Source organism: Streptomyces sp. NPDC005263, assembly GCF_042872365.1.
Taxonomy (GTDB): domain Bacteria; phylum Actinomycetota; class Actinomycetes; order Streptomycetales; family Streptomycetaceae; genus Streptomyces.
Genome location: NZ_JBIAKJ010000006.1, coordinates 125128 through 147349, shown reverse-complemented (window position 1 = coordinate 147349; position 22222 = coordinate 125128). Strand labels below are relative to the sequence as shown.

The following is a 22222-nucleotide window of genomic DNA, read 5'->3' as shown; positions in this document are numbered from 1 at the left end:
GTCCGCCGCCATCAAGGCGGCTGGAAGAGCTGCTCCGAACGGTGACGCTCGGCCACTGATTTCACCGTACGCGTCGGCGTCCGACCCGGATGCCTGTCGGACTGTGGCTCAGGCGTCAATGATGACGGGGATGATGAGGGGCTTGCGGCGGTGAGTGCGGAACGCCCAGTTCGCCACGGCGCGGGCGATGAGCTGTTCGAGTTGACGCGCGTCCCCGACGCCTTCCTCGGCTGCGGTGGCCAGGGTCTTCTCGATGACGGGAACGACCGGTTCGAAGGTGGCGTCGTCGTGGACGAAGCCGCGGGCCAGGAAGTCAGGGGCCTCGGCGAGCGCGCCGGTGTCGGCGTCGACGATCGCCACCACCGTGACCACGCCTTCGGCGGCGAGGGTGAGGCGATCCTTGAGGGACGCTTCGGTGGCGCCGCCGACTTCCATGCCGTCCACGTAGACGTTACCGGCGGGGACCTTGCCGGTGATGGACGCGCGTCCGTCGACGAGGTCGACGACGACGCCGTCCTCGGCGATGACGACCCGGTCGGGGTCGACTCCGGTACGGATGGCGAGGTCGCCGTTGGCCCGCAGGTGGCGCCACTCACCATGCACGGGCATGACGTTGCGGGGCTTTACGACGTTGTAGCAGTAGACGAGTTCGCCCGCGCTGGCGTGCCCGGAGACGTGCACCTTGGCGTTGCCCTTGTGGACCACGTGGGCGCCCCACCGGGTGAGTCCGTTGATCACCCGGTAGATGGCGTTCTCGTTGCCGGGGATGAGGGAGCTGGCGAGCAGGACGGTGTCGCCCTTGCCGATGCGGATCACGTGGTCGCGGTTGGCCATCCGCGACAGCGCGGCCATCGGTTCGCCCTGGGAGCCGGTGCACACCAGAGTGATTTTGTGGTCCGGGAGCTTCTCCAGCTCCTTCGTGCTCACGACCAGACCGGACGGCACCTTCAGATAGCCCAGGTCACGGGCGATGCCCATGTTCCGAACCATCGACCGGCCCACGAACGCGACCTTGCGGCCGTGCTGGTGCGCGGCGTCCAGGACCTGCTGGATGCGGTGCACATGGCTGGCGAAGCTGGAGACGATGACCCGCCGCGGCGCAGTGCGCATCACCTGCTCGATCGCCGGATTCAGCTCACGCTCGGACGTGGTGAAACCGGGGACCTCGGCGTTGGTGGAGTCGGTGAGGAACAGGTCCACGCCCTCCTCACCGAGACGGGCGAAGGCGCGCAGATCCGTGATGCGGTCGTCGAGCGGGAACTGGTCCATCTTGAAGTCACCGGTGTGCAGCACCATCCCCGCGCCGGTGCGGATCGCGACCGCGAGGCTGTCCGGGATGGAGTGGTTGACCGCGACGAACTCGCAGTCGAAGGGCCCGAAGCCGCGCCGGTCGCCCTCGCGCACGCGCACCGTGCGCGGACGGATGCCGTGTTCCTTGAGCTTGGCCTCCAGGAACGCCAGCGTCAGCTTGGAGCCGATGACGGGAATGTCGGAGCGCTCGCGCAGCAGGTACGGCACGCCGCCGATATGGTCCTCGTGCCCGTGGGTCAGCACCACGGCCACGATGTCGTCGAGCCGGTCCCGGATCGAGGTGAAGTCCGGCAGGATCACGTCCACGCCGGGCTGGGTCTCCTCGGGGAACAGCACGCCGCAGTCGACGATGAGCAGTTTGCCGGCGTGCTCGAAGACGGTCATGTTGCGGCCGATCTCACCGAGGCCGCCCAGGGCGATGACCCGCAGCCCTCCCTCGGGAAGGGGCGGGGCGGCTTTCAGCTCGGGATGCGGATGACTCATACCTCGACGCTACCCGAGGGTGGGGCGTGGTGATCCATTAGGTGTGCGATCTCTTCCTCTCGACAGCCGACGGATGCCCTGGATCGATCGGATTACGCCGCTCGTGCCCCTTGTCGTGTTGGCCGGCCTCCGCGCTCTCCTGGCGCGCTCGGCGCTGGGTCCGGGTGCCGTCGGCGCCGTGCGGGCGGCCCGCCGATACCGGCGGGCACACTCACCTCAGGCCGCGGCCGATGGACTGGACGATCTGCCGGCGCGGTGGTGTTCGGCGTTGATGCGCTGGGCTTCTTCGAGCTGGTCTTCGAGGATGATGATCCGGCATGTGGCCTCGATCGGGATGCCCTGGTCGACGAGTTCACGCGCGCGGGCAGCGATGCGCAGTTGGTAGCGGGAGTAGCGGCGGTGTCCGCTCTCGGAGCGCAGTGGTGTGATCAGTCGCGCTTCGCCGATGGCGCGGAGAAAGCCGGGGGTGGTACCGAGCAACTCGGCGGCCCGGCCCATCGTGTAGGCGGGGTAGTCGTCGTCGTCGAGACGGCTCAGCGACTCGTCTGCTGTCATCTCACCTCTCTGTGGAACACGTCGAGGGGCCTTGGTGCCGTACGGCACCAAGGCCCCGAAGGAACTGCAAACACCATCTGCCGGCCTTAGTGCTGCGCCGGCCTTCTGTTTCCGCCCAGCCGCCTGATACTCCGACGGGGGTGCGGGGATCGCGGATGCGTGACCGGAGACCACCTACCTATCGATGTCCTGCGGTGCCCGGGCTCGCGTCTTCCGCCCAGGCGATCCTGATGGTGCTCGAACCCTCCGTTCTTCCCTCTGAACCAATCACTTGCACACGGGACCGCGTACTGCTGTACCGCTGATACCGCGAACTGCCGGTGGCCTCACACAGCGCCACTCCCCGGCACGCGCGTCCGCAGCCCGACGCCTTCACCGAGGGCACCGCTCGATACAGCACTGCTGGTACTGCGACCGCGTCAACCGCGGTCCTGCTCATGGCGGCCCCTTATGACTGCGGGCCACCCGGTCCGGTCGTCAGCCCCGTCGCCGTCCTGCAACAACCTGGCTTCGGCACTCCACCACCGGACCGTCATGCGGGTACTGCGGCCCGGCAGTTCGTGTCTGCCGGGCCTTGCTCGATCTCGACTACGAGAGAAACCATAAACGCACGATCAGCGAATGTCTACTCCAGCGGGCATAGATTTACGCACTCGGCGATGAGGTATCCCCTGGGCCGGTCTGCGAAGGCTTGCGGCACCGGTGGAGCCGTGTGCGCCCGTCTTGCCCGGTAGTGCCACCACCCGGGCCGCCCGGACGGGACGGTGCATAGAATCCGGTCCCATGCCGAAGCCTGACGAGCTGATCGTTGACATCGCCGCCCGTGTGGAGTCCGGGCAGAGCAATCAGATGTCCCTGACCGTGGTCACCGGTGGTGCTGTCATCACCGGTCGGCTGGCTCCAGAAGCCATGTGGCGGAAGAGGGTGTCGGAGGTGCTGACGGACTCCACCCACCTGGGCGAGTTCTCCGCCGTCTTCGACACCCCCGCGAAGAAGGACGGGCCGCCCACGCATCTGCACTTCCATGTCGCGCGGATCCTTCAGGGCACGGTCGGGATCCCGGAGACGGGCGGGATGTACCGCGTCGCGATCGAGGACGTCTGTGCCTGGACCGTGGGCGACTTCAGCTACTCCGACCACTGACCCACCGCCGCGCCGAGAGCCGAACAGAGCAGTGAGGGGCCCTACCGGCGCGCGCCGGTAGGGCCCCTCACTGCTCTGTTCGGCTCTCGCCCGTCCCGTCGGTCAGACGGACAGGGGGGTGCCGAGCATTGCGGAAGCCCGCTGCAACGGGCTTTCGATGCGCGCGGGTGCGGCCTCGGGAAGGGTGCGACAGGTGAAGCCGAGTCGGGACATGGCCCGGACGACTTCCCCGGCACTGAAATCGCGGCGGTCCTGGCGGGTGATGACCTGGCCCACCTGTTTGACGGGGTAGTGGCGTCGTCCGATGATCACGGACTCGCCGGTGACCGGTTCGGGTTTGACGCCCTTCATCGATTCCAGCACGCCGCTCTTGGTCAGGTCGAACGGGAAGCGGGCGATGACACAGCGCATGATGCCTCACAGGGAGAAGGAGAGACGGGGCCGACCACCGTGAAGCGGTTCAGCGGGAGAGGGCGAGGACGCCCGGAGCGCTGCCGTGTTCGTCGACCCCGGGCAGGGCCCCGAGCCGGCGGCAGCGCATCGCTCGTTCGGCTTCGGCCCTCGGGGTCAGCGGCGAGGCGAAGGGCCCGATGACGTCGGCGATGTCACGCAGGCGGATCCTGTCCGTGTATCCGGAGCCGTCACGAACGGCCGTGAGTCCGGCCCGGGTGACCAGGCCGGTGCCCGCACCGTCCTCGTCGCAGACGACCAGCTGCCGCGTACGGGCGGCGGCCATCACGGACAGCGCCACCTCCACGGTCATGTCCTCCCAGACCTGCGGTCCGGCCGCGTCCATGGTGTCGGCCACCGTGCCGTGCACGGGGTCGGCGCTCGCCGGGCAACTCTGCGTCTGGACCAGCGTCAAAGGGTGCCTCCTGCGGAGTTGGGGCTGCTTCCTGATCACGAAGGTTCTATGCCGCCGCACCGGCGGTGGACTGTAGTACGGGCACGCGGCGGGCCGTCGAAGCGGGGCGGCGTCGGCCGCGTGAGGTGGCGCCGCGCTTTTTGGGGCGTTCGACCACCGGTGCGGTGATGACGACCGGGATGCCGGAGGGGGCCTGGGCGCCGGTGATGCGGTGCAGGGCCTCTTCGCCGACGCGGACCTGGGTGGTCTGCGGGACGATGCCGGCCGCTGCCATGAGGCGGGTCATGCCGCGGCGCTGGTTCGGGGTGACCAGGGTGACGACGCTGCCGGATTCGCCGGCGCGGGCGGTCCTGCCGCCGCGGTGGAGGTAGTCCTTGTGGTCGGTCGGCGGGTCGACGTTGACGACGAGGTCGAGGTTGTCGACGTGAATGCCGCGCGCCGCGACGTTGGTCGCGACCAGCACGTTGACGTGCCCCGTCTTGAACTGCGTCAGCGTGCGGGTGCGCTGTGGCTGCGACTTCCCGCCGTGCAGGGCGGCGGCCCGCACCCCGCTGTTCAGGAGGTGCTCGGTGAGGCGGTCGACGGCGTGCTTGGTGTCGAGGAACATGATCACGCGGCCGTCGCGTGCGGCGATCTCGGTGGTGGCCGTGTGCTTGTCGGCACCGCGAACGTGGAGCACGTGGTGCTCCATCGTCGTGACGGCGCCGACCGAGGGGTCGACGGAGTGCACTACGGGGTCACTGAGGTAGCGGCGCACGAGCAGATCGACGTTGCGGTCGAGAGTGGCGGAGAACAGCATGCGCTGACCCTCGGGGCGGACCTGGTCGAGAAGGGCGGTGACCTGCGGCATGAAGCCCATGTCGGCCATCTGGTCGGCCTCGTCGAGGACGGTGATGGAAACCTGGTCCAGCCGGCAGTCGCCGCGGTCGATGAGGTCCTTGAGGCGTCCCGGCGTGGCGACGACGACCTCGGCGCCACCGCGCAGCGCGCTCGCCTGCCTGCCGATCGGCATCCCGCCCACCACCGTGGCCAGCCGCAGCTTCACGGAGCGCGCGTAGGGGGCGAGCGCGTCGGTGACCTGCTGCGCCAGCTCACGCGTGGGTACCAGGATCAGCCCCAGCGGCTGCCTGGCCTCGGCGCGCTGCCCGGCCGTACGGGCCAGCAGCGCCAGCCCGAAGGCGAGGGTCTTGCCGGAGCCGGTGCGGCCACGGCCGAGGACGTCCCGGCCGGCGAGGGAGTTCGGCAGGGTCGCGGCCTGGATCGGGAACGGCACGGTCACGCCCTGCGAACCGAGCGTGGCCAGCAGTGCCCCGGGCATGTCGAGATCGGCGAAGTTCTCCACGGCGGGAAGCGCGGGGGTGATCGTTTTGGGTAGCGCGAACTCCCCCTGGACGGCGGCGGGCCGACGGCTGTGACCACCGGAACGGCTCGGCCCGCCGGAGCGGCTCGTGGCCGACGAACCGAATCGGCTGCCGCCCCTGCCGGAGTCGGTACTGCCATTACGGGTGCGGGCGAAGCGGTCGTTCGTGCGTGTGCGGTTCATGCGGAACCTTCCTTGAGGCGGCACATATCAAGGAATTCCCGCAGCGATGAACAGCACGGAGAATCGCAAGAATTGGCCGGTGTAGCGCGAGAGCGAAGCTGGCCGACGTAAAATCCGTGCGGGCGCAGGCGCTAAAAGGGTGACGCAAAGTGGACGCAATTTCCGGGCGTCCACCGCGATGAAGCTATGAATGGTTGCGCGCATCCCTGAAAGATGCTTCGTATGCGGTGAGCATACGGGTTTCCTGGTTGGCGCCCGCAGGTACAAACACTGCGGGAAACGCGAGCAGCTGGGGCCCGCACCCCGAAGGATGCGGGCCCCAGCTACAAAGTGCGCGTGAGCGTCAGGCGAGAACGATGTTCTCGGCCGTCGGGCCCTTCTGACCCTGCGCGATGTCGAAGGTCACCTTCTGGCCCTCGAGCAGCTCGCGGAAGCCCTGGGCGGCAATGTTCGAGTAGTGGGCGAACACGTCAGCGCCGCCACCGTCCTGCTCGATGAAGCCGAAGCCCTTTTCCGCGTTGAACCACTTTACGGTACCAGCAGCCATGTCATTTCTCCTTTTGGGCAGTGCCTCGGCGTCCGCACTGCACGGACCCCGTGTCGCCGCGATGATCAGCCCGCCGGGAAAAAGACCGGTTATACAAAAGCGCTTCCAGTGGCACACGAGCCGACCGGAGGCACTTCAAGTTTTCGGGAACCACAACTGCAACTGAGATCGACAGTAGCACGCCACGGCGGCCTGTGTGCGGCGCAAAATTCCAGTTCCCTTATTGCGGCAGAGAATCTGTCAGCGTGTTCCGTTGAAATCTCAGCCCGCGGGCACAGCTATTGATCCAGCCGGAGCGCAACGTTCGGGAAGAACAGGGCGCCCCAAACGGCAGGTCAGGACCTTCCTGCCGACAAGCGGTGCACTCCACGTCGTGAACCTACGGAGACATGTCGGCACGACCCGCCAGCAGCCTGGGAAATCAGAAGCACAGCAGGTCAGAGTAGTTCGAGGTGCCGATGACCACCGTCTCGTCCCCGGTCCGGGACGTCAGGGGGTGAGCTCTTGGTGTCCGATGACGGAGAGCAGTTCGAGTTTGCTGTGGCTCTCGGTGCCGGGGCGGGTGGTCAGCACCACCAGGGTCTGGGCGCGGTTCTCGGTGTAAAGGAGCTGGGCGTCGACGTCGATGCGGCCGAGTTCGGGATGCAGGATGGTCTTGCAGTCGCCGTAGCGGGCGACCTCCTGCAGGTCCCACATGCGGACGAACTCGGGGCTGTGTTGCTGGAGTTCGGCGAGGATCCGGGCGGCTCGGGGGGTGTCGCTGCCGGCTGTCAGCGTGGCCCGCAGGCGCGCTGCCTGGGCACGGCCGTGGCGTTCGTGGGTCTCCTCGGGGTACACCAGACGTTCGGCCGGGTCCATGAACCAGCGGTAGTAGCCGCTACTGGCAAGACCGGTGTGGCGGGTCTGGTCGCCGAGCAGTGCGACGGCCAAGGGGTTCATGGCGAGGGTGTCGACCAGGTCGGTCGTTACCAGGGCCGGGGTGTCGTCCAGGCGGTCCAGGACCCGCATCAGCGTCGGGCTGACATATTCCGAGCGGTGGAAGCGGGCCGGGGCGTTGTGGCCGATGAGGACGAAGAGATGGTCGCGTTCGTCCAGGGTCAGCCGCAGCGCCCGGGCGAGCGCCGCGGTGATCTGGACGGAGGGCTGCGGAGCACGCTGCTGCTCCAGCCGGGCGTAGTAGTCGGTGGACATGCCGACGAGCTGCGCGACCTCCTCGCGGCGCAGCCCCTGCGTCCGCCTGCGCGGCCCCTCGACCAACCCGACGTCGCGGGGCCGCAACATCTCACGCCGACGGCGCAGGAATTCCGCCAGTTCCTTCTTGTCCATGACGCCATCCTCACCGCATCCCGCCCGGCTATCCAGAGACCACCGATCCATGGCTGAGCACTCCTCTCCCGCTCACGCGAAGCCGCTCGTACGGCCGACGCCGAGGGCCCGTGCAGCCAGAAGACCTGCGCCGCAGGCCGTCGATCTGGAAGACCGCCCGCCGCGACATTCCCCGTCGAGGACACCCAACGCTTTGACCGGCCCCGGGCCTCGTCGCCCGGCCGAAACGACTATGTTCGCCGTGGCAGACGGCCGCTCGTGCCCCTCGGCGCTCAGGAAAGAGCCGGTCGCCTCCAGTGCGACGACCGGGGCGCAGCCGAAGGCGCTTCCTGACCGTTCCGTGTCTTCGGTGAGGACCATCCGAGACGGGTCCAGCTCGCGTTCGCCCATGATGTGGCCCCAAGGGCCCGCCCGCGTGCTGTTGTTCCGCCTCGGTCAATACAGGTCGGTCAGCTGCCGCTGAGCATGGCGAGGACGTCGTCGTAGGAGCCGTTGGCCACCGCGTCCCGGAGGAACCTGGCGCGCTCGACGACGAGCTCCTTCGCATCGGGCTTCTCGCGCAGCAGGCCGAGGGCCTCGGTGAGGAAGTCGTCCAACGGCATGGACTGGTCGTTGTCCTGCTGGCCCATCAGGGTCGTGCGCACAGCAGGCGGGACCACCTCGATCACCTGGACGCCGGCGTCAGCGCCGGCGAGCTGGATGCGCAGGCTCTCGGAGAAGGAGTGCAGCGCGGCCTTGGTCGCGCTGTAGGTCGGGGTGACCGGGAGCGGGACGAACGCCAGCGCGGAGGTGACGTTCATGACGACCGCGTCGTCCTTGCCCGCGAGCAGGGGCAGGAAGGCGTACGTCATCCGGATCGTGCCGAGCAGATTGGTCGTGACGTGATCCTCGGCGACCTGGAGTCCGGCCGGGTCGAGGACGCTCTCCAGCAGCTGAATGCCGGCGTTGTTGACCAGAACGTTCAGATCCGGGTGGCTCGCCGCCACGGTCTCACGGGCCCGGGCGATCGAGTCGGGGTCCGCGACATCGAGGACGAGCCCGTCGATGCCCGGGTGCTCGGCCGCGATCTCGTCGAGGAGTTCCTTGCGCCGGCCGGCGACGACCACCTTGTTGCCGGCCTCGTGCAGCCGCAGGACCAGACCGAGACCGATGCCCGAGGTGCCGCCCGTGATCAGGATCGTGTTGCCGGTCATCTTCATGGGGGTCTTGCTCCTTCGGTACGGCGGGCCGGTGAGCGCCCGCAGCCCCGACCGTAAGAGCGCCAGCGCAAGGGCGGGAGAGGAAGAGTTGTCCATGGATCGGCGGTCTCTGCCTCGTGAAGAGAACGCCGGCCGTCGGGCTGGGTCCTGCAGAAGCTGGACGGGGGCCGCTGACCGAGCAGTCGCGCAGGCACATCGCGTCGGCAAAACGCTCGCCGACGAGGGCGTCGTGCAGGAGCTCATCGCGCGCTCACGCAGCGACTTCGCGCAGGCGAGCCTGCTCGTCCTCGAGACCGCCTGGTTGATCGACCGGCACGGCGCCAAGAGCGCGTGCTGAGATAGCAGCCGTAAAAGTCGCGGCGCCCGCCGTCGCCACCGCTGTCATCGACGGCACGCGTTGCGCTGAGGGCCTGCACGTCACTCACCATCGCGCCGCGCCCCGCCGAGCGGGAAGCCGATCATGGCGCCGAGGTAGCGGACGCGTTGGTTCAGGTCGACGACCTCGTCCACGAAGCGGCGCCGTTCCAGGGCGGCCTGGCGGGAGGGGGCGATGGTGGGCATGAAGCCGGCGAGCATCTTCACCTCGTCCGGGTCGCGTCCGGCGCGCTTGGCGGCGTCCCGCAGGACCTGGCGCTGGGTCCGGGAGTCCTCGATGGTGTACGGGTTGGCGTAGACGCCGCTGGCGTAACGTCCCGCGAGTTCCAGGCCGTAACCGCCGCCGCCCGCCTGGAAGATGACCGGCTGGCCCTGCTCTGACGGAGGGATGGGCAGCGGGCCGCGGGAGGCGGCGTGCTTGCCCTGCAGGTTGACCGGCTGGATCTTGTCCATGTCGGCGAACCGCTTGCCGTCGACGTCGAGCAGCCAGGCATCCTTCTCCCAGCTGCCCCACAGTGCCTGCACGATCTGGATGACCTCGTGGGCACGCTCGTACTTCTCCGCGCGCGGCGGGATCGTCGCGCCGAAGTTCGCTGCGGCGGCGGGGTCGGAGGTGGTCACCGCGTTCCAGCCGGCCCGGCCGTGGCTGATCACATCCAGGGCCTTGAACTGGCGAGCGAGATTGTAGGACTCGGTGAACGTGGTCGAGGCGGTGGTGACCAGGCCGATCCGCTCGGTCTCGCGCGCGAGGACGGTCAGGATCAGCAGCGGGTCGATCATGTGGTGCGGGGCATGGTGGTCGAGGTCGACGTCCAGGACCGGGGTGTCGGCGATGAACAGCGGTTGGACCTTGCCGCGCTCGGCATCCTCCGAGCGGTCAAAGCCGTGCGGGCACCTGGTCCCGGGCCAGCCGAGTGGCGGCCCGTGACCAGGTGCCGGATCGTTCCTGCGGGTGAAGGAACTACGGCCTGTCGAGGACTCCCGGGGTGTCATGCAGGACCACGCTCCGCTGAAGCGGAACCCGCTCCGTGCGGAGCCTGTTCACCGGTGCCTCCGGGTCAGCCGTGCCGAAGGAGATGCCGAACAGCAGTTTGAGCTCCGCGGGGACACCCAGGAACTCGCGGACGGTGTCGGCGTAGACGCCGAGCACGGTCTGCGGGATGCCGGCCAGCCCCCGGGCCGACAGTGAGAGCAGGAAGTTCTGCGCGTACATGCCGATGTCGCCGGCCGTCCGTACCCCGTCGCCGAGTGCCGGCATGAACAGGAAAGCGGCATGGGGGGCGCCGTAGAACTCCAGGTTCTCGCGGACCGCCGCCCTCCTGCCGTGCCGGTCCGAGCGCTCGACGCCCAGGGACCGGTAGACACTCGCGCCCAGGGCTTTCGACCGCTCCAGGTAGATGCCTTCGCCGTAGCCGTCGGTGAAATCCGGGGATGTCCGTCCCTCCTCCTCTGCCCGGAGCAGCTCTTTGCCCAGGGCGTCCCGCGCCGCGCCCGAGACGACGTGCACGGTCCACGGCTGGGTGTTGCTGTTCGAGGGGGCCGTCTGTGCGTCTTCCAGCACTCCGCGGATGTCCGAAGGGGACAGGGCGGTGGGCAGGAACCGCCGGGGGGAGCGCCGGGAGCGTGCGATGTCGGTGAAGGGTGATGCGGTGCCGGGCAAGGCGGTTCCTCTCCATGGCGCGCAGTCCCCGCTTCGGCCACCGCGGCGCGGCGCAGTACGGCAGGCCACGCAAGGAGGCAGCCGGCGTAAGGGCCGGGTGCGGACGCACCCTTGCGGGTACCGGCAGGCTTGCGGATGCTTTAGGCAGCGGTGCGCCGGGACCGCAGGCAGCAGCGCGGGGGAGCGTGCGCTCTTCGTGTTCGTCTTGTTTGTTCGTGGCGTACCGGCGCTGCCGCCCTCGTGCCGTTGCGTGCACGAGAGCCCCGTCGGGTGACTCAGCGGTGGGCGGCGCGGTTCATCTCGACGATGTCGTCAAGGGTGGCCGTGGCCGGGCGGGTGGCGAGGCGTTCCGGCAAGCTGTCGCGGACGCGGACGTCCTTGACGCGGTCGGCCGCGGCCAGGGCCGCCGGCAGCTCGTCGAGGGTCAGCTCGGTGCAGTAGGCGGGGCTGTTCGGCTGCTGGCGCCAGGAGTCGGCCAGCGTGCCGGCGTCGTAGGGGTCGAAACCGGTGTCGTCCACAAGCTGCATCGCCACCCGCCGCGCCTCCTCGGAGTCGCCGGCGACCGGAATGGCGAGGCGGCCGGGCGTTCCGGCAGGCACGCCCCGGGTCCGCTGGGTTTCGGCCAGGGCGGCGTTCCACGCCTTGACGACGGGGCGCCCCAGCTGCTTCGCGTTCCACACGCTCTCGACCTCGCCGTTGTCCACGGCCTCGATCTGCCCGCTCAGGAACGGATAGTAGTTCGAGGTGTCGATGACGACCGTCTCGTCAGGGACCGAGGCGAACAGGCCGGCCAGCTCCCCCGCCACCCCGAAGGGGATGGCCAGGACGATGACGTCCCGGCCCTGAACGGCGTCGGCGAGGTCCGTCGCGCGGGCCCCGGACTCCAGCACCTCCGCCCGGACGGCCTCGGGGCCGCGGACGCCGGCCACCTGGACGTCGTGACCGGCCGTGCTGAGCTTGGCAGCGAGGTTCCCGCCGATGGCGCCAGCGCCTATGACGGCAATTTTCATGATTTGTCCTTTGGGAGGTTGCACTGCCCCTGAGGGCAGCGCGACGTGATGGCTGGGTGGTGGTGCCACCTTGTGTTTGTGGGGGTCGGGTCGGGGCGCCTGACGCCTAAGCCCGGGTGTCCTGCTGGCGGTAGCCGCTCGCGATGAGCGTGCGGAGTCGGTCGAGGGATTCTTCCTCGGTGCCGGTGCCCTTGATCCAGGCAATGGAGCAGGCCGCGAGGAACAGGTCGTTGCCCCGCACCGACGCGCGCACATGCCCCGCGAGCTGTGCGGCTCGCACGTACTGATCGGTGGCGGCGATGAGGATGTCGCAGGGAATCGTCAGCGGATTGTCCGGCTCCTGCGCCCGGGCCGCGGCCATGAGCGGGTCCGGCAGCCCGCTGAAGGCGCTGAAGTACTCCTCCATCGCCCGCAGCCACTGCTCCAGCGCCTCGGCCGGGTCGCCGAGCCGCTCGATGTCCGCCTGACGGGCCACCAGCTCCTCGGAGCGCGTCTGCAACACGGCCGCCAGCAGCGCCTCCCGGGTCGGGAAGTGCCGGTACAGGGTGCCGGGCCCGACGCCCGCCTCCTTGGCCACCGCCTCGAGGGAGGTGCCGACCCCGTGCTGCAGGAAGTGACGCTGCGCGGTCTCCAGAAGAGCAGCGCGGTTGCGCTGGACGTCCGCGCGGGGCTTACGCCCCCGCTGCTCACCGGCGCTCATGCGCCCTCCTGTCCGCCGTGATCCCGCGGCCGCATCAAAACGGATGCAGCCTCCGTATGTATTCGAGACTAAAACGGAGGCGGCATCCGGTCAAATCGGCGGCCCGACCACGGAGCGCGGACAGCACAGGGGCCGCCCTGTCTGGCCGCAGTGCGCGGAGCAAGAGCCGTGCGGAGCCGGGTGGGCGCGGTGCCGCACTTCCGGTCCCGACGACTTTCGGCGTCCTGGACCGTGACCTGCTTGTTCCGCCACTCCTGCGCCGAGCCCCGACCCGTCTCCCGGCCCAGGATGTCAAGAGGTGAGCTGCTGGTGCCCTACGACGGAGAGCAGTTCGAGCTTGCTGTGGCTCTCCGTGCCGGGGCGGGTGGTCAGCACCACCAGGCTCTGGGCACGGTTCTCGGTGAACAGGACCTGAGCGTCGACGTCGATGCGGCCGACTTCGGGATGGAGGATGGTCTTGCAGTCGTCGTAGCTCTGTGCGACCTCCTGAAGTTCCCACATGCGGACGAACTCGGGGCTGTGTTCCTGGAGGTCGGCGACGATCCGGGCGGCTCGGGGGGTGTCGCTGCCGGCTGTCAGCGCGGCCCGCAGGCGCGCTGCCTGGGCACGGCCATGGCGTTCGTGGGTCTCCTCGGGAACCATCAAACGTTCGGCCGGGTCCATGAACCAGCGGTAGTAGCCACTGCGGGCCAGACCGGTGTGGCGGGTCTGGTCGCCAAGCAGCGCCAAGGCCAAGGGGTTCATCGCGAGAGTGTCGAACAGATCGGTCTGCACCATGGCCGGGGAGTCGTCCAGACGGTCGAGGACCCGCATCAGCGTCGGGCTGACATGCTCCGAGCGCTGGAAGCGGGCCGGAGCGTTGTGGCCGATGAGGACGAAGAGATGATCGCGCTCGTCCAGGGACAGCCGCAGCGCCCGGGCCAGCGCCGCGGTGATCTGGACGGAAGGCTGCGGAGCACGCTGCTGCTCCAGCCGGGCGTAGTAGTCGGTGGACATGCCGACGAGCTGCGCGACCTCCTCGCGGCGCAGCCCCTGCGTCCGCCTGCGCGGTCCCTCGACCAACCCGACGTCGCGGGGCCGCAACATCTCCCGGCGGTGGCGCAGAAATTCCGCCAGTTCCTTCTTGTCCATGCCCCCATCCTCACCGCATCCCGGCCGCCTATCCAGAGACCGCCAATCCATGGCTGAGCACTCCTCTCCCACCCGCGCCAAGCCGCCCATGAGTGAGGCCGATGCCGAGGCCGCTCGCGGCAGGAAGACCCGATAAGCCCTTGACCTGCATGACCCGCTGGGAAATGCGCTGGCCGTCGGCGGCACGCCGCAGGCCACCGGTATGGAAGGCGGCCTGCGGCGACGGTCCCCCGTCGACGGCGCCCGACGCTTTGGGAACGGCCCCGGGCCTCGCGGCCGGGCCGGCGGACGACGATGTGCGCCATGTCGGCCAGACGCTCGCCTTCCCGACGGCGCTCAGGACGGAGCCGGGGCGTCTCCCGTGCGACGAGCGTGGCGACTCCGAAGACGCTTCCTCACCCTTCCGCGCCTCCGGTGAGTCCCTCCCCCGAGGCGTTCCAGCTCGCGTTCGTCCATGATGTGGCCCAACAGGACCTGCCCGCTCGCTGTTGTTCCGCGTACGCCACTACAGGTCGGTCAGCTGCTGGCGATCAGGGCGAGGACATCGTCGTAGGAGCCGTTGGCCACCGCGTCGCGGATGAACCTGGCGCGCTCGACAACAATCTCCTTCGCGTCGGGCTTCTCGCGCAGCAGGTCGAGCGCCTGGGTGAGGAAGTCGTCCAACGGCATGGCGTGGTCGTTGTCCTGCTGGCCCATCAGGGTCGTGCGCACCCCCGGCGGGACCATCTCGATCACCTGGATGTCGGCGTCAGCGCCGGCGAGCTGGATGCGCAGGCTCTCGGAGAAGGAGTGCAGCGCGGCCTTGGTCGCGCTGTAGTCGGGGTGCTCGCATACGGTACGAACGCCAGCGCGGAGGTGACGTTCATGACGACCGCGTCGTCCTTCCCCGCGAGCAGGGGCAGGAAGGCGTACGTCATCCGGATCGTGCCGAGCAGATTGGTCGCGACGTGGTCCTCGGCGACCGTGAGTTCGGCCGGGTCGAGGATGTTCTCGCGCAGCATGATGCCCGCGTTGTTGACCAGGACGTTCAGATCCGGGTGGCTCGCCGCCACGGTCTCACGGGCCCGGGCGATCGAGTCGGGGTCCGCGACATCGAGGACGAGCCCGTGGATGCCCGGGTGCTCGGCCGTGATCTCGTCGAGGAGTTCCTTGCGCCGGCCGGCGACGACCACCTTGTTGCCGGCCTCGTGCAGGCGCAGGGCCAGGCCGAGCCCGATGCCCGAGGTTCCACCGGTGATCAGGATCGTGTTGCCGGTCATCTTCATGGGGATCTTGCTCCTTCGGTACGGCGGGCCGGTGAGCGCCCGCAGCCCCGACCGTAGGGGCGCCCGCGCAGGGGCGGGAGAGGAAGGTTTATCCCTGGAGCGGCGGTCTCTGCCTGGTGGAGTGATCTCACCAGCGGGTCCGGTGCCGCTTCGGCGTCGCGGCATCCGAGGCCGGCCCTGGACGCGCCCGCACTGGCTTCCCCTCTGACACAGGGACCAGAACGGTCCAACCGCCCCCGGGCCAAGCCCCTCAGACACCCCGGACAGGCGCACATCTGCCAACAGCGCTGGAATGCCCGGCGACCCCGGCGTCCCCGCAGGCCCGGCGGTCGGCGCGGCTTGTTGACAAGGCAACGACAGCGCACGTGACTGCAGTCGAGGGGCACGGCTACGTGTCGGCGCCGACCTTGGCGGTGTCCAAGTCGGCCTGCGGCGGCGTGGTGGGGCGGGAGTGCAGGACCTTGCGGGCCTGTTCGGTGTCGAAGTCGTTCTCCCACTTGCCGATCACGATGGTGGCGACGGCGTTGCCGAGGACGTTGATGAAGACGCGGCCCTCGTTGAGGATGCGGTCGATGCCCACGATGAGGGAGAGGGCGGCGAGCGGGATGTGGCCGACCGCGGTGACGGTGCTGGCGAGGACGATGAACGCGCCGCCCGCGATCCCGGCGGTGCCCTTGCTCGTGAGCATCATGACGCCCACCATGATCAGCTGCTGCTGCCAGGACAGGTCGATGCCCATGGCCTGGGCCAGGAAGAGCGAGGCCATCGTGAGGTAGACCGCGGAGCCGTCCAGGTTGAAGGAGAACCCGGAGGGGATGACGATGCCGACCACGGGCCGGCCGATGCCGAGGATCTCCAGTTTGCGTACCAGCTGGGGCAGGACGGCCTCGCTGGAACAGGTGCTGAGGGCGACGAGCAGTTCGGCCTTGAGGAAGCGCATGAGGCCGAACAGGCTCAGGCGGCAGGCCCGCATGATGGCGCCGAGGACGACCAGGACGTAGATGATGCAGGTCGCGGTGAACAGGATGATGAGGTAGCCGAGCTGTTTGAGGCTCTCGGCGCCGTAGGTGGCGACCACGGTGGCCAGGGCTCCGAAGGTTCCCAAGGGCGCGAGCCGCATCACCCAGCCCACGATGCGGAAGACGACGTCCGACAGCGCCTTGATGCCGCGGGTCAGCGGTGCCCCTTCCTCGCCGGCCATGTTCAGGGCCACACCGAAGACGATCGAGACCATCAGCGCGGACAGGATCGCGTCCCCGGTGATCGCGCCCAGCAGGGAGGCGGGGATGAGGGAGGAGACGAAGCCGGTGAAGGTGGCGTGCTCGGTGGCGGTCTTGGGCACGTCGTCGGTGTTCAGTGACGAGGGGTCGACGTGCAGGCCGGAGCCGGGCTGGAAGATGTTGGCGACGACCAGCCCGATCAGCATGGACACCAGGGACAGCACCAGGAAGTAGCCGATCGCCTTCACACCGATCCGGCCCGCCTTGCGCAGGTTGTCCATGGAGGCGATGCCGGTGGTGACCACGCAGAAGACGACCGGGATCACGATCATCTTGACCAGCGCGATGAACCAGTCGTTGAGCGGCTTCAGGTCCTCACCAACTCCGGGCGCCAGGATGCCGACGGCGATGCCGAGGACGGCGGCCAGTACGACCTGGAACCACAGCTCCCGTATGAGACGGCTCAGCCGTGACCGCTGCGGGCGGCCGGCGGTGGTGGTGCTTGCCATTGTTGGTGCTCCCTTGCACGACGATCGTGTGTAGCCCTGTCCCGTGGGGGGTCGCGAGGGACGCGACGCGGCTCGCGCGCCCCCGATCTCGTGTGTGGCGCCCCTATCCGGCCCTGTCCGGCGGCGCCGGCCGACGGCGCCCGTCCGGTGGCGGGCGCGTCCGCGGTGGGGTGGCGGTCAGCTGTGCAGGGCGCGCAGCACCTTGTGGAAGGCGGCCTTGCTCTCGAAGCCGATGCCGGGGGTCTCGGTCAGGCCGACGCGGCTCTTCTCGACGACGGCGTCGTCGGCGAAGCCTCCGGTGGGCTGGAACTCGCCCGGGTAGGACTCGTTGCCGCCGAGCTTGAGGGCGGCTGCGATGTGCAGGGAGAACTGGTGCCCGCCGTGCGGGATGCAGCGCCTGGATGACCAGCCGTGCTGGCGGAGCATGTCCTGGATGCGCAGGTACTCCACCAGGCCGTAGGAGAGCGCGGGGTCGACCTGGATGGTGTCGCGGTCGGGGCGCAGGCCGCCGTAGCGGATCAGGTTGCGGGCGTCCTGGAGGGAGAAGAGGTTCTCGCCTGTCGCGATGGAGCCGGTGTAGTACTCGGCGACGGTGGCGTTGAGGTGGTAGTCGAGCGGGTCGCCGATCTCCTCGTACCAGAACAGCCCATAGGGCTCGATGGCCCGCCCGTACTCCAGGGCCGTGTTCAGGTCGAAGCGGCCGTTGACGTCGACAGCCAGCCGGGAGCCGTCGCCGTCCAGGACGTCGATGACGCCCTCGATACGGCGCAGGTCCTCCACCAGGTCCGCGCCGCCGATCTTCATCTTGACGACGTCGTATCCCAGGTCGAGGAAGCCGCGCATCTCGTCCTGAAGGTCCGTGAGGGTCTTGCCCGGGGCGTAGTAACCGCCGGCGGCGTAGACGAAGACGGAGTCGTCGGGCTGCCCGTCGCCGTAGCGCTCGGACAGATACCGGTACAGCGGCTTGCCCTCGATCTTGGAAGCCAGGTCGAACAAGGCCATGGGAAGCTCCGGAAAGGAACGGTCAGGGGGCCATGGCAGGACAGAACCTGTTCTTCAGCAAGAGCGACCTCGCCTACGCGGAACTCCGCGATCGGATCCTCTTCGGGACTCTTCCTGCCGGGTCACGGCTCGCCCAGTACGACCTCGCCGAGTCCCTCAACATGAGCATCACGCCGCTGCGCGAGGCCATCCGCCGCCTCAGCAGCGAGGGGCTCGTCACCGTCGAGACCCACCGCGACGTCCGGGTCTCTGTCATGAACTCGAACGAGGCCCGCCAGCTTTTCGAAGTCCGTCTGTCCCTGGACCCGACCGCCGCCGAACTCGCCGCCCAGCGACGCACCGACGACGACATCGCCACCATGCAGGCCGCCGTCGACAAGCTCCTCCCCGTCACCCGCCAATGGGGGGAAGAGGCACTCACGGCCCACCGTGCCTTCCACCAGGCGCTGTACCGGGCCTCGCACAACGACGTCCTCATCCGTCTCCTGGACGACCTGTGGGACAAGTCCGACCGCTACCGGCGCCTCGGCCTCGAACTCCCGCCCGGTGACGAACCCCGCACCCGGGACCTACAGGAACACCACCAACTTGTCTCCCTCATCGTGGACGGCCGTGCCGCCGAAGCCGCCCAGCTGATGCGAGGCCACATCACCCACAGCCTCACCGCCACTGCCATCAGCTCCCTCGAAGACCGCGAGGGCATGCGCGTGACGTGACGCGCGGCGCGCCCGGCGACCGGCGTCGTCGTGATCATGGCTGTCGCACCCATCGCCGACCACGGACCGGATCGGCCGGCATCAACGGCTCGATCCGGTCCCCAGGTCGAGCACCCCCGGCAATGCCTGGAGAACCCCAGAAAACCGCAGGTCAGAGCGCTTTTGCAGCAGGCTCAAGAACCGCCACGCACTCCACATGATGCGTCATCGGAAACAGATCGAACGCCCGCAGCGACCGCACCTTGTACCCGCCGTCCCGGAAGTACCCGATGTCCCGCGCCAGCGCCGCCGGATCGCAGGCGACGTACGCGATCCGGCGCGCTCCGAGCGACGCCAGGTGTTCGACCGTCTTCTTGCCGGCGCCCGCGCGCGGCGGGTCCAGGACGATGAGGTCGACCTCGGTGATGCCGGTGCGCGGGAGGACCGACTCGACCTTGCCCTGTTCGATGCGTACCCGGTCGAAGGCGGCGAGGTTGTGCCGGGCGTCCTCGACGGCGCGTTTGCCGGACTCGATGCCGAGGACCGCGCCCTTCTCGCCGAGGCGGTCGGCGAGGGCGCCGGCGAAGAGGCCGACGCCGCAGTACAGGTCCAGTGCCATGTCGCCCTTGCGCGGCAACAGGCCCTGCATGACCGCCTTGACGAGGGTGTCGGCGGCCTGCGGGTGAACCTGCCAGAAGCCGCCGCTGCCGACGCGGTAGGTCCGGCCGTCGGCGCGCTCGCGGACGAACGCGCGGCCGTGGACGCGGTGGATGCCGCCGTCGTGCTCCTCGACGCGCATGACGGAGGCGGGTCGTTCGAGCTCGACCAGGGGCAGGCGGGCGCCGGGCCGGGGTTCGAGGATCACCATGCGGTCCTGGGAGCCGGTCGCGGCGATCGCGTCGACGGACGCCATCCCGGACCAGTCGCGTTCCTCGATGCCCAGTTCGCTGACGCCCGGCGCCGCGATCATGCAGTGCTCGACGGGCTCGACCTCGTGCGAGCGGTGGCGCCGCAGCCCGGCATTGCCGTCGGCGTCCACCGCGTACTGCACGCGGGTCCGCCACTGCGGCACCTGGCCCGCCGGGAGCTTGTCGCCCTCGGCCGGCATCACGGTGCCGTCCCAGCCGGCCTCCTCCGGCGTGAGACCGGCGAGGCGCTGCAACTGCTCGGCGACGACCTCGCCCTTGAGCCGGCGCTGGGCGCCCGGCTTGGCGTGCTGCCAGTCGCAGCCGCCGCAGCGGCCGGGGCCGGCGTACGGGCAGGGCGCCTCGATCCGGTCCTTGGAGGCCGTGACCACCGACACCGCGTCCGCACGCAGGAACCGCGCGCCCTCCTCGCCCTCGGTCACCCGGGCGACGACCCGCTCACCGGGGAGCGTGTGCCGGACGAACAGCACCTGCCCTTCGTCGGTGCGGGCGATGCAGTGGCCCCCGTGGGCGACGGGGCCGACCTCGACCTCGTACTCCTCCCCCACCAGCGACACCGCCGACTTTCCCGCCTGCGGTTGGTTCGGTTCTGCCTGCATGGCGGGGTGACTCCACAACGTCAAGAGAGATACAGCCGGACAACAGCCGACCAGTCTACGTGCTGAGCGGACAGGTCATTTCTTCGCGCTCGGCTCCTTCGGCCGCTCGTGCGCCGGCCCACGTCGCACCGCACCCGGCGCGCTCCACTCCTGCCGCCTGCGTGCCCGCTTCCGCGCGGCCTCCGACGACTCCAGCTGGTAGGGCACCGACGTCACCATGATCCCCGGCGTGAACAGCAGCCGGCCCTTGAGCCTGAGAGCGCTCTGGTTGTGCAGCAGATGCTCGTACCAGTGCCCGACCACGTACTCCGGGATGATCACGGACACCGCGTCCCGCGGCGACTCCTTGCGCAGGCTCTTCACGTACTCGATGATCGGCCGCGTGATCTCGCGGTACGGCGAGTCGAGCACCTTCAGCGGTACGTCGATCCCGCGCCGCTCCCACTCCTCGCGCAGCGCCTTGGTCTCCGCCGGGTCGACGTTGACGCTGAGCGCCTCCAGGGTGTCCGAGCGCAGCAGCTTGGCGTACGCCAGCGCCCGCAGCGTCGGCCGGTGGATCCTGGAGATCAGGACCACCGAGTGGACCCGGGACGGCCGGACCAGGTCGTCGCTCGGGCCCTCGGGAGCGGCGATCTCCTCGGCCACCCGGTCGTAGTGCTTACGGATGGCCGTCATCGTCGCGTAGAAGATCACCATGCCGAGCAGCGCGACCCACGCGCCGTGGGTGAACTTGGTGACGAGGACGACGACCAGCACCAGGCCGGTGAAGAAGGCGCCGAAGGCGTTGATCGCCCGGGAGCGGACCATGTGACGGCGTACCATCGGGTCCTTCTCGGTGGCCAGATGACGGTTCCAGTGGCGGACCATGCCGGTCTGGCTGAGCGTGAACGACACGAACACGCCGACGATGTAGAGCTGGATCAGCCGGGTCGAGTCGGCGCCGTAGATCACGACGAGGAGCATGGCCGTGCCCGCCAGCAGCACGATGCCGTTGGAGAAGGCCAGGCGGTCACCGCGGGTGTGCAACTGGCGGGGCAGGTAGCGGTCCTGGGCGAGGATCGAGCCGAGCAGCGGGAAGCCGTTGTACGCGGTGTTCGCGGCCAGGAACAGCACCAGCGCGGTGGCGGCGGCCAGGACGATGAACAGGAAACTGCCCTTGCCGAAGACCGCCTCGGCGACCTGGGAGATCACCGGGTTCTGCACATAGCCGGCGCCGATCGGGCTGCCGTTGTGGATGAGGTCGGTGGCCGGGTTCTCGGCCATGCGGACCTTGGTGGCCGCGGCCAGCGCGATGATGCCGCAGAACATGGTGACGGCGAGCAGGCCCATCATCGCGAGGGTGGTCGCCGCGTTCTTCGACTTGGGCTTGCGGAACGCCGGGACGCCGTTGGAGATCGCCTCGACGCCGGTGAGCGCGGCACAGCCGGAGGAGAAGGCCCGCAGCAGCAGGAAGACCAGGGCGAAGCCCGCCAGGCCCTGGTGTTCGGGCTTGATCTGGTAGTCGGCGGTCGGTGCCCGCATGGTGTCGTCGAGCACCAGCCCGCGGAAGGCACCCCACGCGATCATGAGGAAGACGCCGGTGACGAAGACGTACGTGGGAATCGCGAACAGCGTGCCCGACTCCCGGACCCCGCGCAGGTTCATCAGGGTCAGCAGCACGATCACCCCGACCGCGCAGAGCACCTTGTTCTCGACCACGAAGGGCACGGCGGAGCCGAGGTTCTCGATGCCGGAGGCGATGGACACGGCCACGGTCAGGACGTAGTCGACGAGCAGCGCGCTCGCGACCGTGAGCCCGGCCTTGGGCCCGAGGTTGGTGGTGGCCACCTCGTAGTCACCGCCACCGCTCGGGTAGGCGTGCACGTTCTGCCGGTAGGAGGCGACCACGGTGAACATCAGCACCACGACCGCCACGGCGATCCAGGGGCTGAAGTGGTACGCCGACACGCCCGCGATGGACAGGACCAGCAGCACCTCTCCCGGCGCGTACGCCACGGAGGACAGCGGGTCGGAGGCGAAGACGGGGAGGGCGATGCGCTTCGGCAGGAGCGTTTCCCCCAGCCGATCACTGCGCAGTGCGCGCCCGATCAGGATCCGCTTGGGCACGTCGGTCAGTTTGGACACAACAGAGGATCGTAGGCCGTCGAACACGAGGTCG

The 22222-nt window shown here is 69.1% G+C and carries 21 protein-coding genes; 2 read left to right on the top strand and 19 right to left on the bottom strand.

Annotated features, from left to right (window positions below):
- Positions 1-108: 108 nt before the first annotated feature.
- Together ACFYRY_RS26755 and ACFYRY_RS26750 are read right to left on the bottom strand one after the other, a co-directional pair.
- Positions 109-1794, bottom strand: coding sequence for a ribonuclease J (locus ACFYRY_RS26755; RefSeq protein WP_389150637.1), 1686 nt, complete (start codon positions 1792-1794; stop codon positions 109-111).
- A 216-nt stretch (positions 1795-2010) separates the two neighbouring features.
- Positions 2011-2349: a MerR family transcriptional regulator gene (locus tag ACFYRY_RS26750; protein WP_389150634.1), complete on the bottom strand. Its 339-nt coding sequence runs from the start codon at positions 2347-2349 to the stop codon at positions 2011-2013.
- A gap of 783 nt (positions 2350-3132) precedes the next feature.
- Here ACFYRY_RS26750 and ACFYRY_RS26745 point away from each other — a divergent pair.
- Positions 3133-3492: a hypothetical protein gene (locus tag ACFYRY_RS26745; protein ID WP_389150631.1), complete on the top strand. Its 360-nt coding sequence runs from the start codon at positions 3133-3135 to the stop codon at positions 3490-3492.
- A gap of 102 nt (positions 3493-3594) precedes the next feature.
- Here ACFYRY_RS26745 and ACFYRY_RS26740 read toward each other — a convergent pair whose 3' ends face one another.
- The 15 genes from ACFYRY_RS26740 to ACFYRY_RS26670 all read right to left on the bottom strand — a co-directional run bounded on the left by ACFYRY_RS26740 (position 3595) and on the right by ACFYRY_RS26670 (position 17844).
- Entirely contained in the window at positions 3595-3903 is a 309-nt protein-coding gene (locus ACFYRY_RS26740) for an SCO5918 family protein (RefSeq protein WP_389150628.1), read from the bottom strand.
- Between the two features lie 49 nt (positions 3904-3952).
- The gene (locus ACFYRY_RS26735; RefSeq protein WP_389150626.1) at positions 3953-4357 is read right to left on the bottom strand and encodes a CBS domain-containing protein; all 405 of its coding nucleotides are present in this window, start codon (positions 4355-4357) and stop codon (positions 3953-3955) included.
- A gap of 46 nt (positions 4358-4403) precedes the next feature.
- Complete coding sequence (locus ACFYRY_RS26730) at positions 4404-5900, bottom strand: DEAD/DEAH box helicase (protein WP_389150623.1); 1497 nt, start codon at positions 5898-5900, stop codon at positions 4404-4406.
- Positions 5901-6243: 343 nt separating this feature from the next.
- Positions 6244-6447, bottom strand: coding sequence for a cold-shock protein (locus ACFYRY_RS26725; protein ID WP_014145516.1), 204 nt, complete (start codon positions 6445-6447; stop codon positions 6244-6246).
- Positions 6448-6936: 489 nt separating this feature from the next.
- Positions 6937-7773, bottom strand: coding sequence for a helix-turn-helix transcriptional regulator (locus ACFYRY_RS26720; RefSeq protein ID WP_389150620.1), 837 nt, complete (start codon positions 7771-7773; stop codon positions 6937-6939).
- 449 nt (positions 7774-8222) lie between these two features.
- The gene (locus tag ACFYRY_RS26715; protein ID WP_389150617.1) at positions 8223-8972 is read right to left on the bottom strand and encodes an SDR family oxidoreductase; all 750 of its coding nucleotides are present in this window, start codon (positions 8970-8972) and stop codon (positions 8223-8225) included.
- A 417-nt stretch (positions 8973-9389) separates the two neighbouring features.
- On the bottom strand, positions 9390-10340 hold the full coding sequence (locus ACFYRY_RS26710) for an LLM class flavin-dependent oxidoreductase (RefSeq protein WP_389150615.1): 951 nt from the start codon (positions 10338-10340) through the stop codon (positions 9390-9392).
- Positions 10309-11007 (bottom strand): nitroreductase, encoded by a 699-nt coding sequence (locus ACFYRY_RS26705; RefSeq protein ID WP_389150612.1) that lies wholly within the window; start codon positions 11005-11007, stop codon positions 10309-10311. Before ACFYRY_RS26705 ends, ACFYRY_RS26710 begins: the two co-directional genes overlap by 32 nt.
- Before the next feature lie 275 nt (positions 11008-11282).
- Positions 11283-12017, bottom strand: coding sequence for an NADPH-dependent F420 reductase (locus ACFYRY_RS26700; RefSeq protein WP_389150609.1), 735 nt, complete (start codon positions 12015-12017; stop codon positions 11283-11285).
- A gap of 106 nt (positions 12018-12123) precedes the next feature.
- Entirely contained in the window at positions 12124-12717 is a 594-nt protein-coding gene (locus tag ACFYRY_RS26695) for a TetR/AcrR family transcriptional regulator (RefSeq protein ID WP_389150607.1), read from the bottom strand.
- Positions 12718-13008: 291 nt separating this feature from the next.
- On the bottom strand, positions 13009-13848 hold the full coding sequence (locus ACFYRY_RS26690) for a helix-turn-helix transcriptional regulator (protein WP_389150604.1): 840 nt from the start codon (positions 13846-13848) through the stop codon (positions 13009-13011).
- A 516-nt stretch (positions 13849-14364) separates the two neighbouring features.
- Positions 14365-14583 carry a hypothetical protein gene (locus ACFYRY_RS26685; RefSeq protein WP_389150602.1) on the bottom strand — a complete coding sequence of 73 codons (219 nt, stop codon included), beginning with the start codon at positions 14581-14583 and terminating at the stop codon, positions 14365-14367.
- Positions 14580-15113 (bottom strand): SDR family oxidoreductase, encoded by a 534-nt coding sequence (locus ACFYRY_RS26680; RefSeq protein WP_389150599.1) that lies wholly within the window; start codon positions 15111-15113, stop codon positions 14580-14582. The genes ACFYRY_RS26685 and ACFYRY_RS26680 overlap by 4 nt, the downstream gene beginning before the upstream one ends.
- A gap of 388 nt (positions 15114-15501) precedes the next feature.
- A complete protein-coding gene (locus tag ACFYRY_RS26675; RefSeq protein ID WP_389150596.1) occupies positions 15502-16842 on the bottom strand; it encodes a cation:dicarboxylate symporter family transporter in 1341 nt (446 codons plus the stop codon).
- Positions 16843-17019: 177 nt separating this feature from the next.
- Positions 17020-17844 (bottom strand): enolase C-terminal domain-like protein, encoded by an 825-nt coding sequence (locus ACFYRY_RS26670; RefSeq protein ID WP_389150593.1) that lies wholly within the window; start codon positions 17842-17844, stop codon positions 17020-17022.
- A 32-nt stretch (positions 17845-17876) separates the two neighbouring features.
- Here ACFYRY_RS26670 and ACFYRY_RS26665 point away from each other — a divergent pair, with 32 nt between their 5' ends.
- Complete coding sequence (locus ACFYRY_RS26665; RefSeq protein WP_389150591.1) at positions 17877-18560, top strand: GntR family transcriptional regulator; 684 nt, start codon at positions 17877-17879, stop codon at positions 18558-18560.
- 151 nt (positions 18561-18711) lie between these two features.
- Here the strand turns inward: ACFYRY_RS26665 and ACFYRY_RS26660 are convergent, their stop codons facing one another.
- Together ACFYRY_RS26660 and ACFYRY_RS26655 are read right to left on the bottom strand one after the other, a co-directional pair.
- Positions 18712-20064 carry a class I SAM-dependent RNA methyltransferase gene (locus ACFYRY_RS26660; protein ID WP_389150589.1) on the bottom strand — a complete coding sequence of 451 codons (1353 nt, stop codon included), beginning with the start codon at positions 20062-20064 and terminating at the stop codon, positions 18712-18714.
- 75 nt (positions 20065-20139) lie between these two features.
- Positions 20140-22188, bottom strand: coding sequence for an APC family permease (locus tag ACFYRY_RS26655; RefSeq protein WP_389150586.1), 2049 nt, complete (start codon positions 22186-22188; stop codon positions 20140-20142).
- Positions 22189-22222 lie beyond the last annotated feature (34 nt).

Bases quoted from the DNA above. Each gene is read 5' to 3' on its own strand.
- ACFYRY_RS26715 (WP_389150617.1), bottom strand. From the start codon at position 8,972: ATGAAGATGACCGGCAACACGATCCTGATCACGGGCGGCACCTCGGGC.
- ACFYRY_RS26730 (WP_389150623.1), bottom strand. From the start codon at position 5,900: ATGAACCGCACACGCACGAACGACCGCTTCGCCCGCACCCGTAATGGC.
- ACFYRY_RS26690 (WP_389150604.1), bottom strand. From the start codon at position 13,848: ATGGACAAGAAGGAACTGGCGGAATTTCTGCGCCACCGCCGGGAGATG.
- ACFYRY_RS26710 (WP_389150615.1), bottom strand. From the start codon at position 10,340: ATGACACCCCGGGAGTCCTCGACAGGCCGTAGTTCCTTCACCCGCAGG.
- ACFYRY_RS26745 (WP_389150631.1), top strand. From the start codon at position 3,133: ATGCCGAAGCCTGACGAGCTGATCGTTGACATCGCCGCCCGTGTGGAG.
- ACFYRY_RS26755 (WP_389150637.1), bottom strand. From the start codon at position 1,794: ATGAGTCATCCGCATCCCGAGCTGAAAGCCGCCCCGCCCCTTCCCGAG.
- ACFYRY_RS26670 (WP_389150593.1), bottom strand. From the start codon at position 17,844: ATGGCCTTGTTCGACCTGGCTTCCAAGATCGAGGGCAAGCCGCTGTAC.
- ACFYRY_RS26660 (WP_389150589.1), bottom strand. From the start codon at position 20,064: ATGCAGGCAGAACCGAACCAACCGCAGGCGGGAAAGTCGGCGGTGTCG.
- ACFYRY_RS26750 (WP_389150634.1), bottom strand. From the start codon at position 2,349: ATGACAGCAGACGAGTCGCTGAGCCGTCTCGACGACGACGACTACCCC.
- ACFYRY_RS26740 (WP_389150628.1), bottom strand. From the start codon at position 3,903: ATGCGCTGTGTCATCGCCCGCTTCCCGTTCGACCTGACCAAGAGCGGC.
- ACFYRY_RS26700 (WP_389150609.1), bottom strand. From the start codon at position 12,017: ATGAAAATTGCCGTCATAGGCGCTGGCGCCATCGGCGGGAACCTCGCT.
- ACFYRY_RS26695 (WP_389150607.1), bottom strand. From the start codon at position 12,717: ATGAGCGCCGGTGAGCAGCGGGGGCGTAAGCCCCGCGCGGACGTCCAG.
- ACFYRY_RS26675 (WP_389150596.1), bottom strand. From the start codon at position 16,842: ATGGCAAGCACCACCACCGCCGGCCGCCCGCAGCGGTCACGGCTGAGC.
- ACFYRY_RS26680 (WP_389150599.1), bottom strand. From the start codon at position 15,113: ATGAAGATGACCGGCAACACGATCCTGATCACCGGTGGAACCTCGGGC.
- ACFYRY_RS26720 (WP_389150620.1), bottom strand. From the start codon at position 7,773: ATGGACAAGAAGGAACTGGCGGAATTCCTGCGCCGTCGGCGTGAGATG.
- ACFYRY_RS26665 (WP_389150591.1), top strand. From the start codon at position 17,877: ATGGCAGGACAGAACCTGTTCTTCAGCAAGAGCGACCTCGCCTACGCG.
- ACFYRY_RS26725 (WP_014145516.1), bottom strand. From the start codon at position 6,447: ATGGCTGCTGGTACCGTAAAGTGGTTCAACGCGGAAAAGGGCTTCGGC.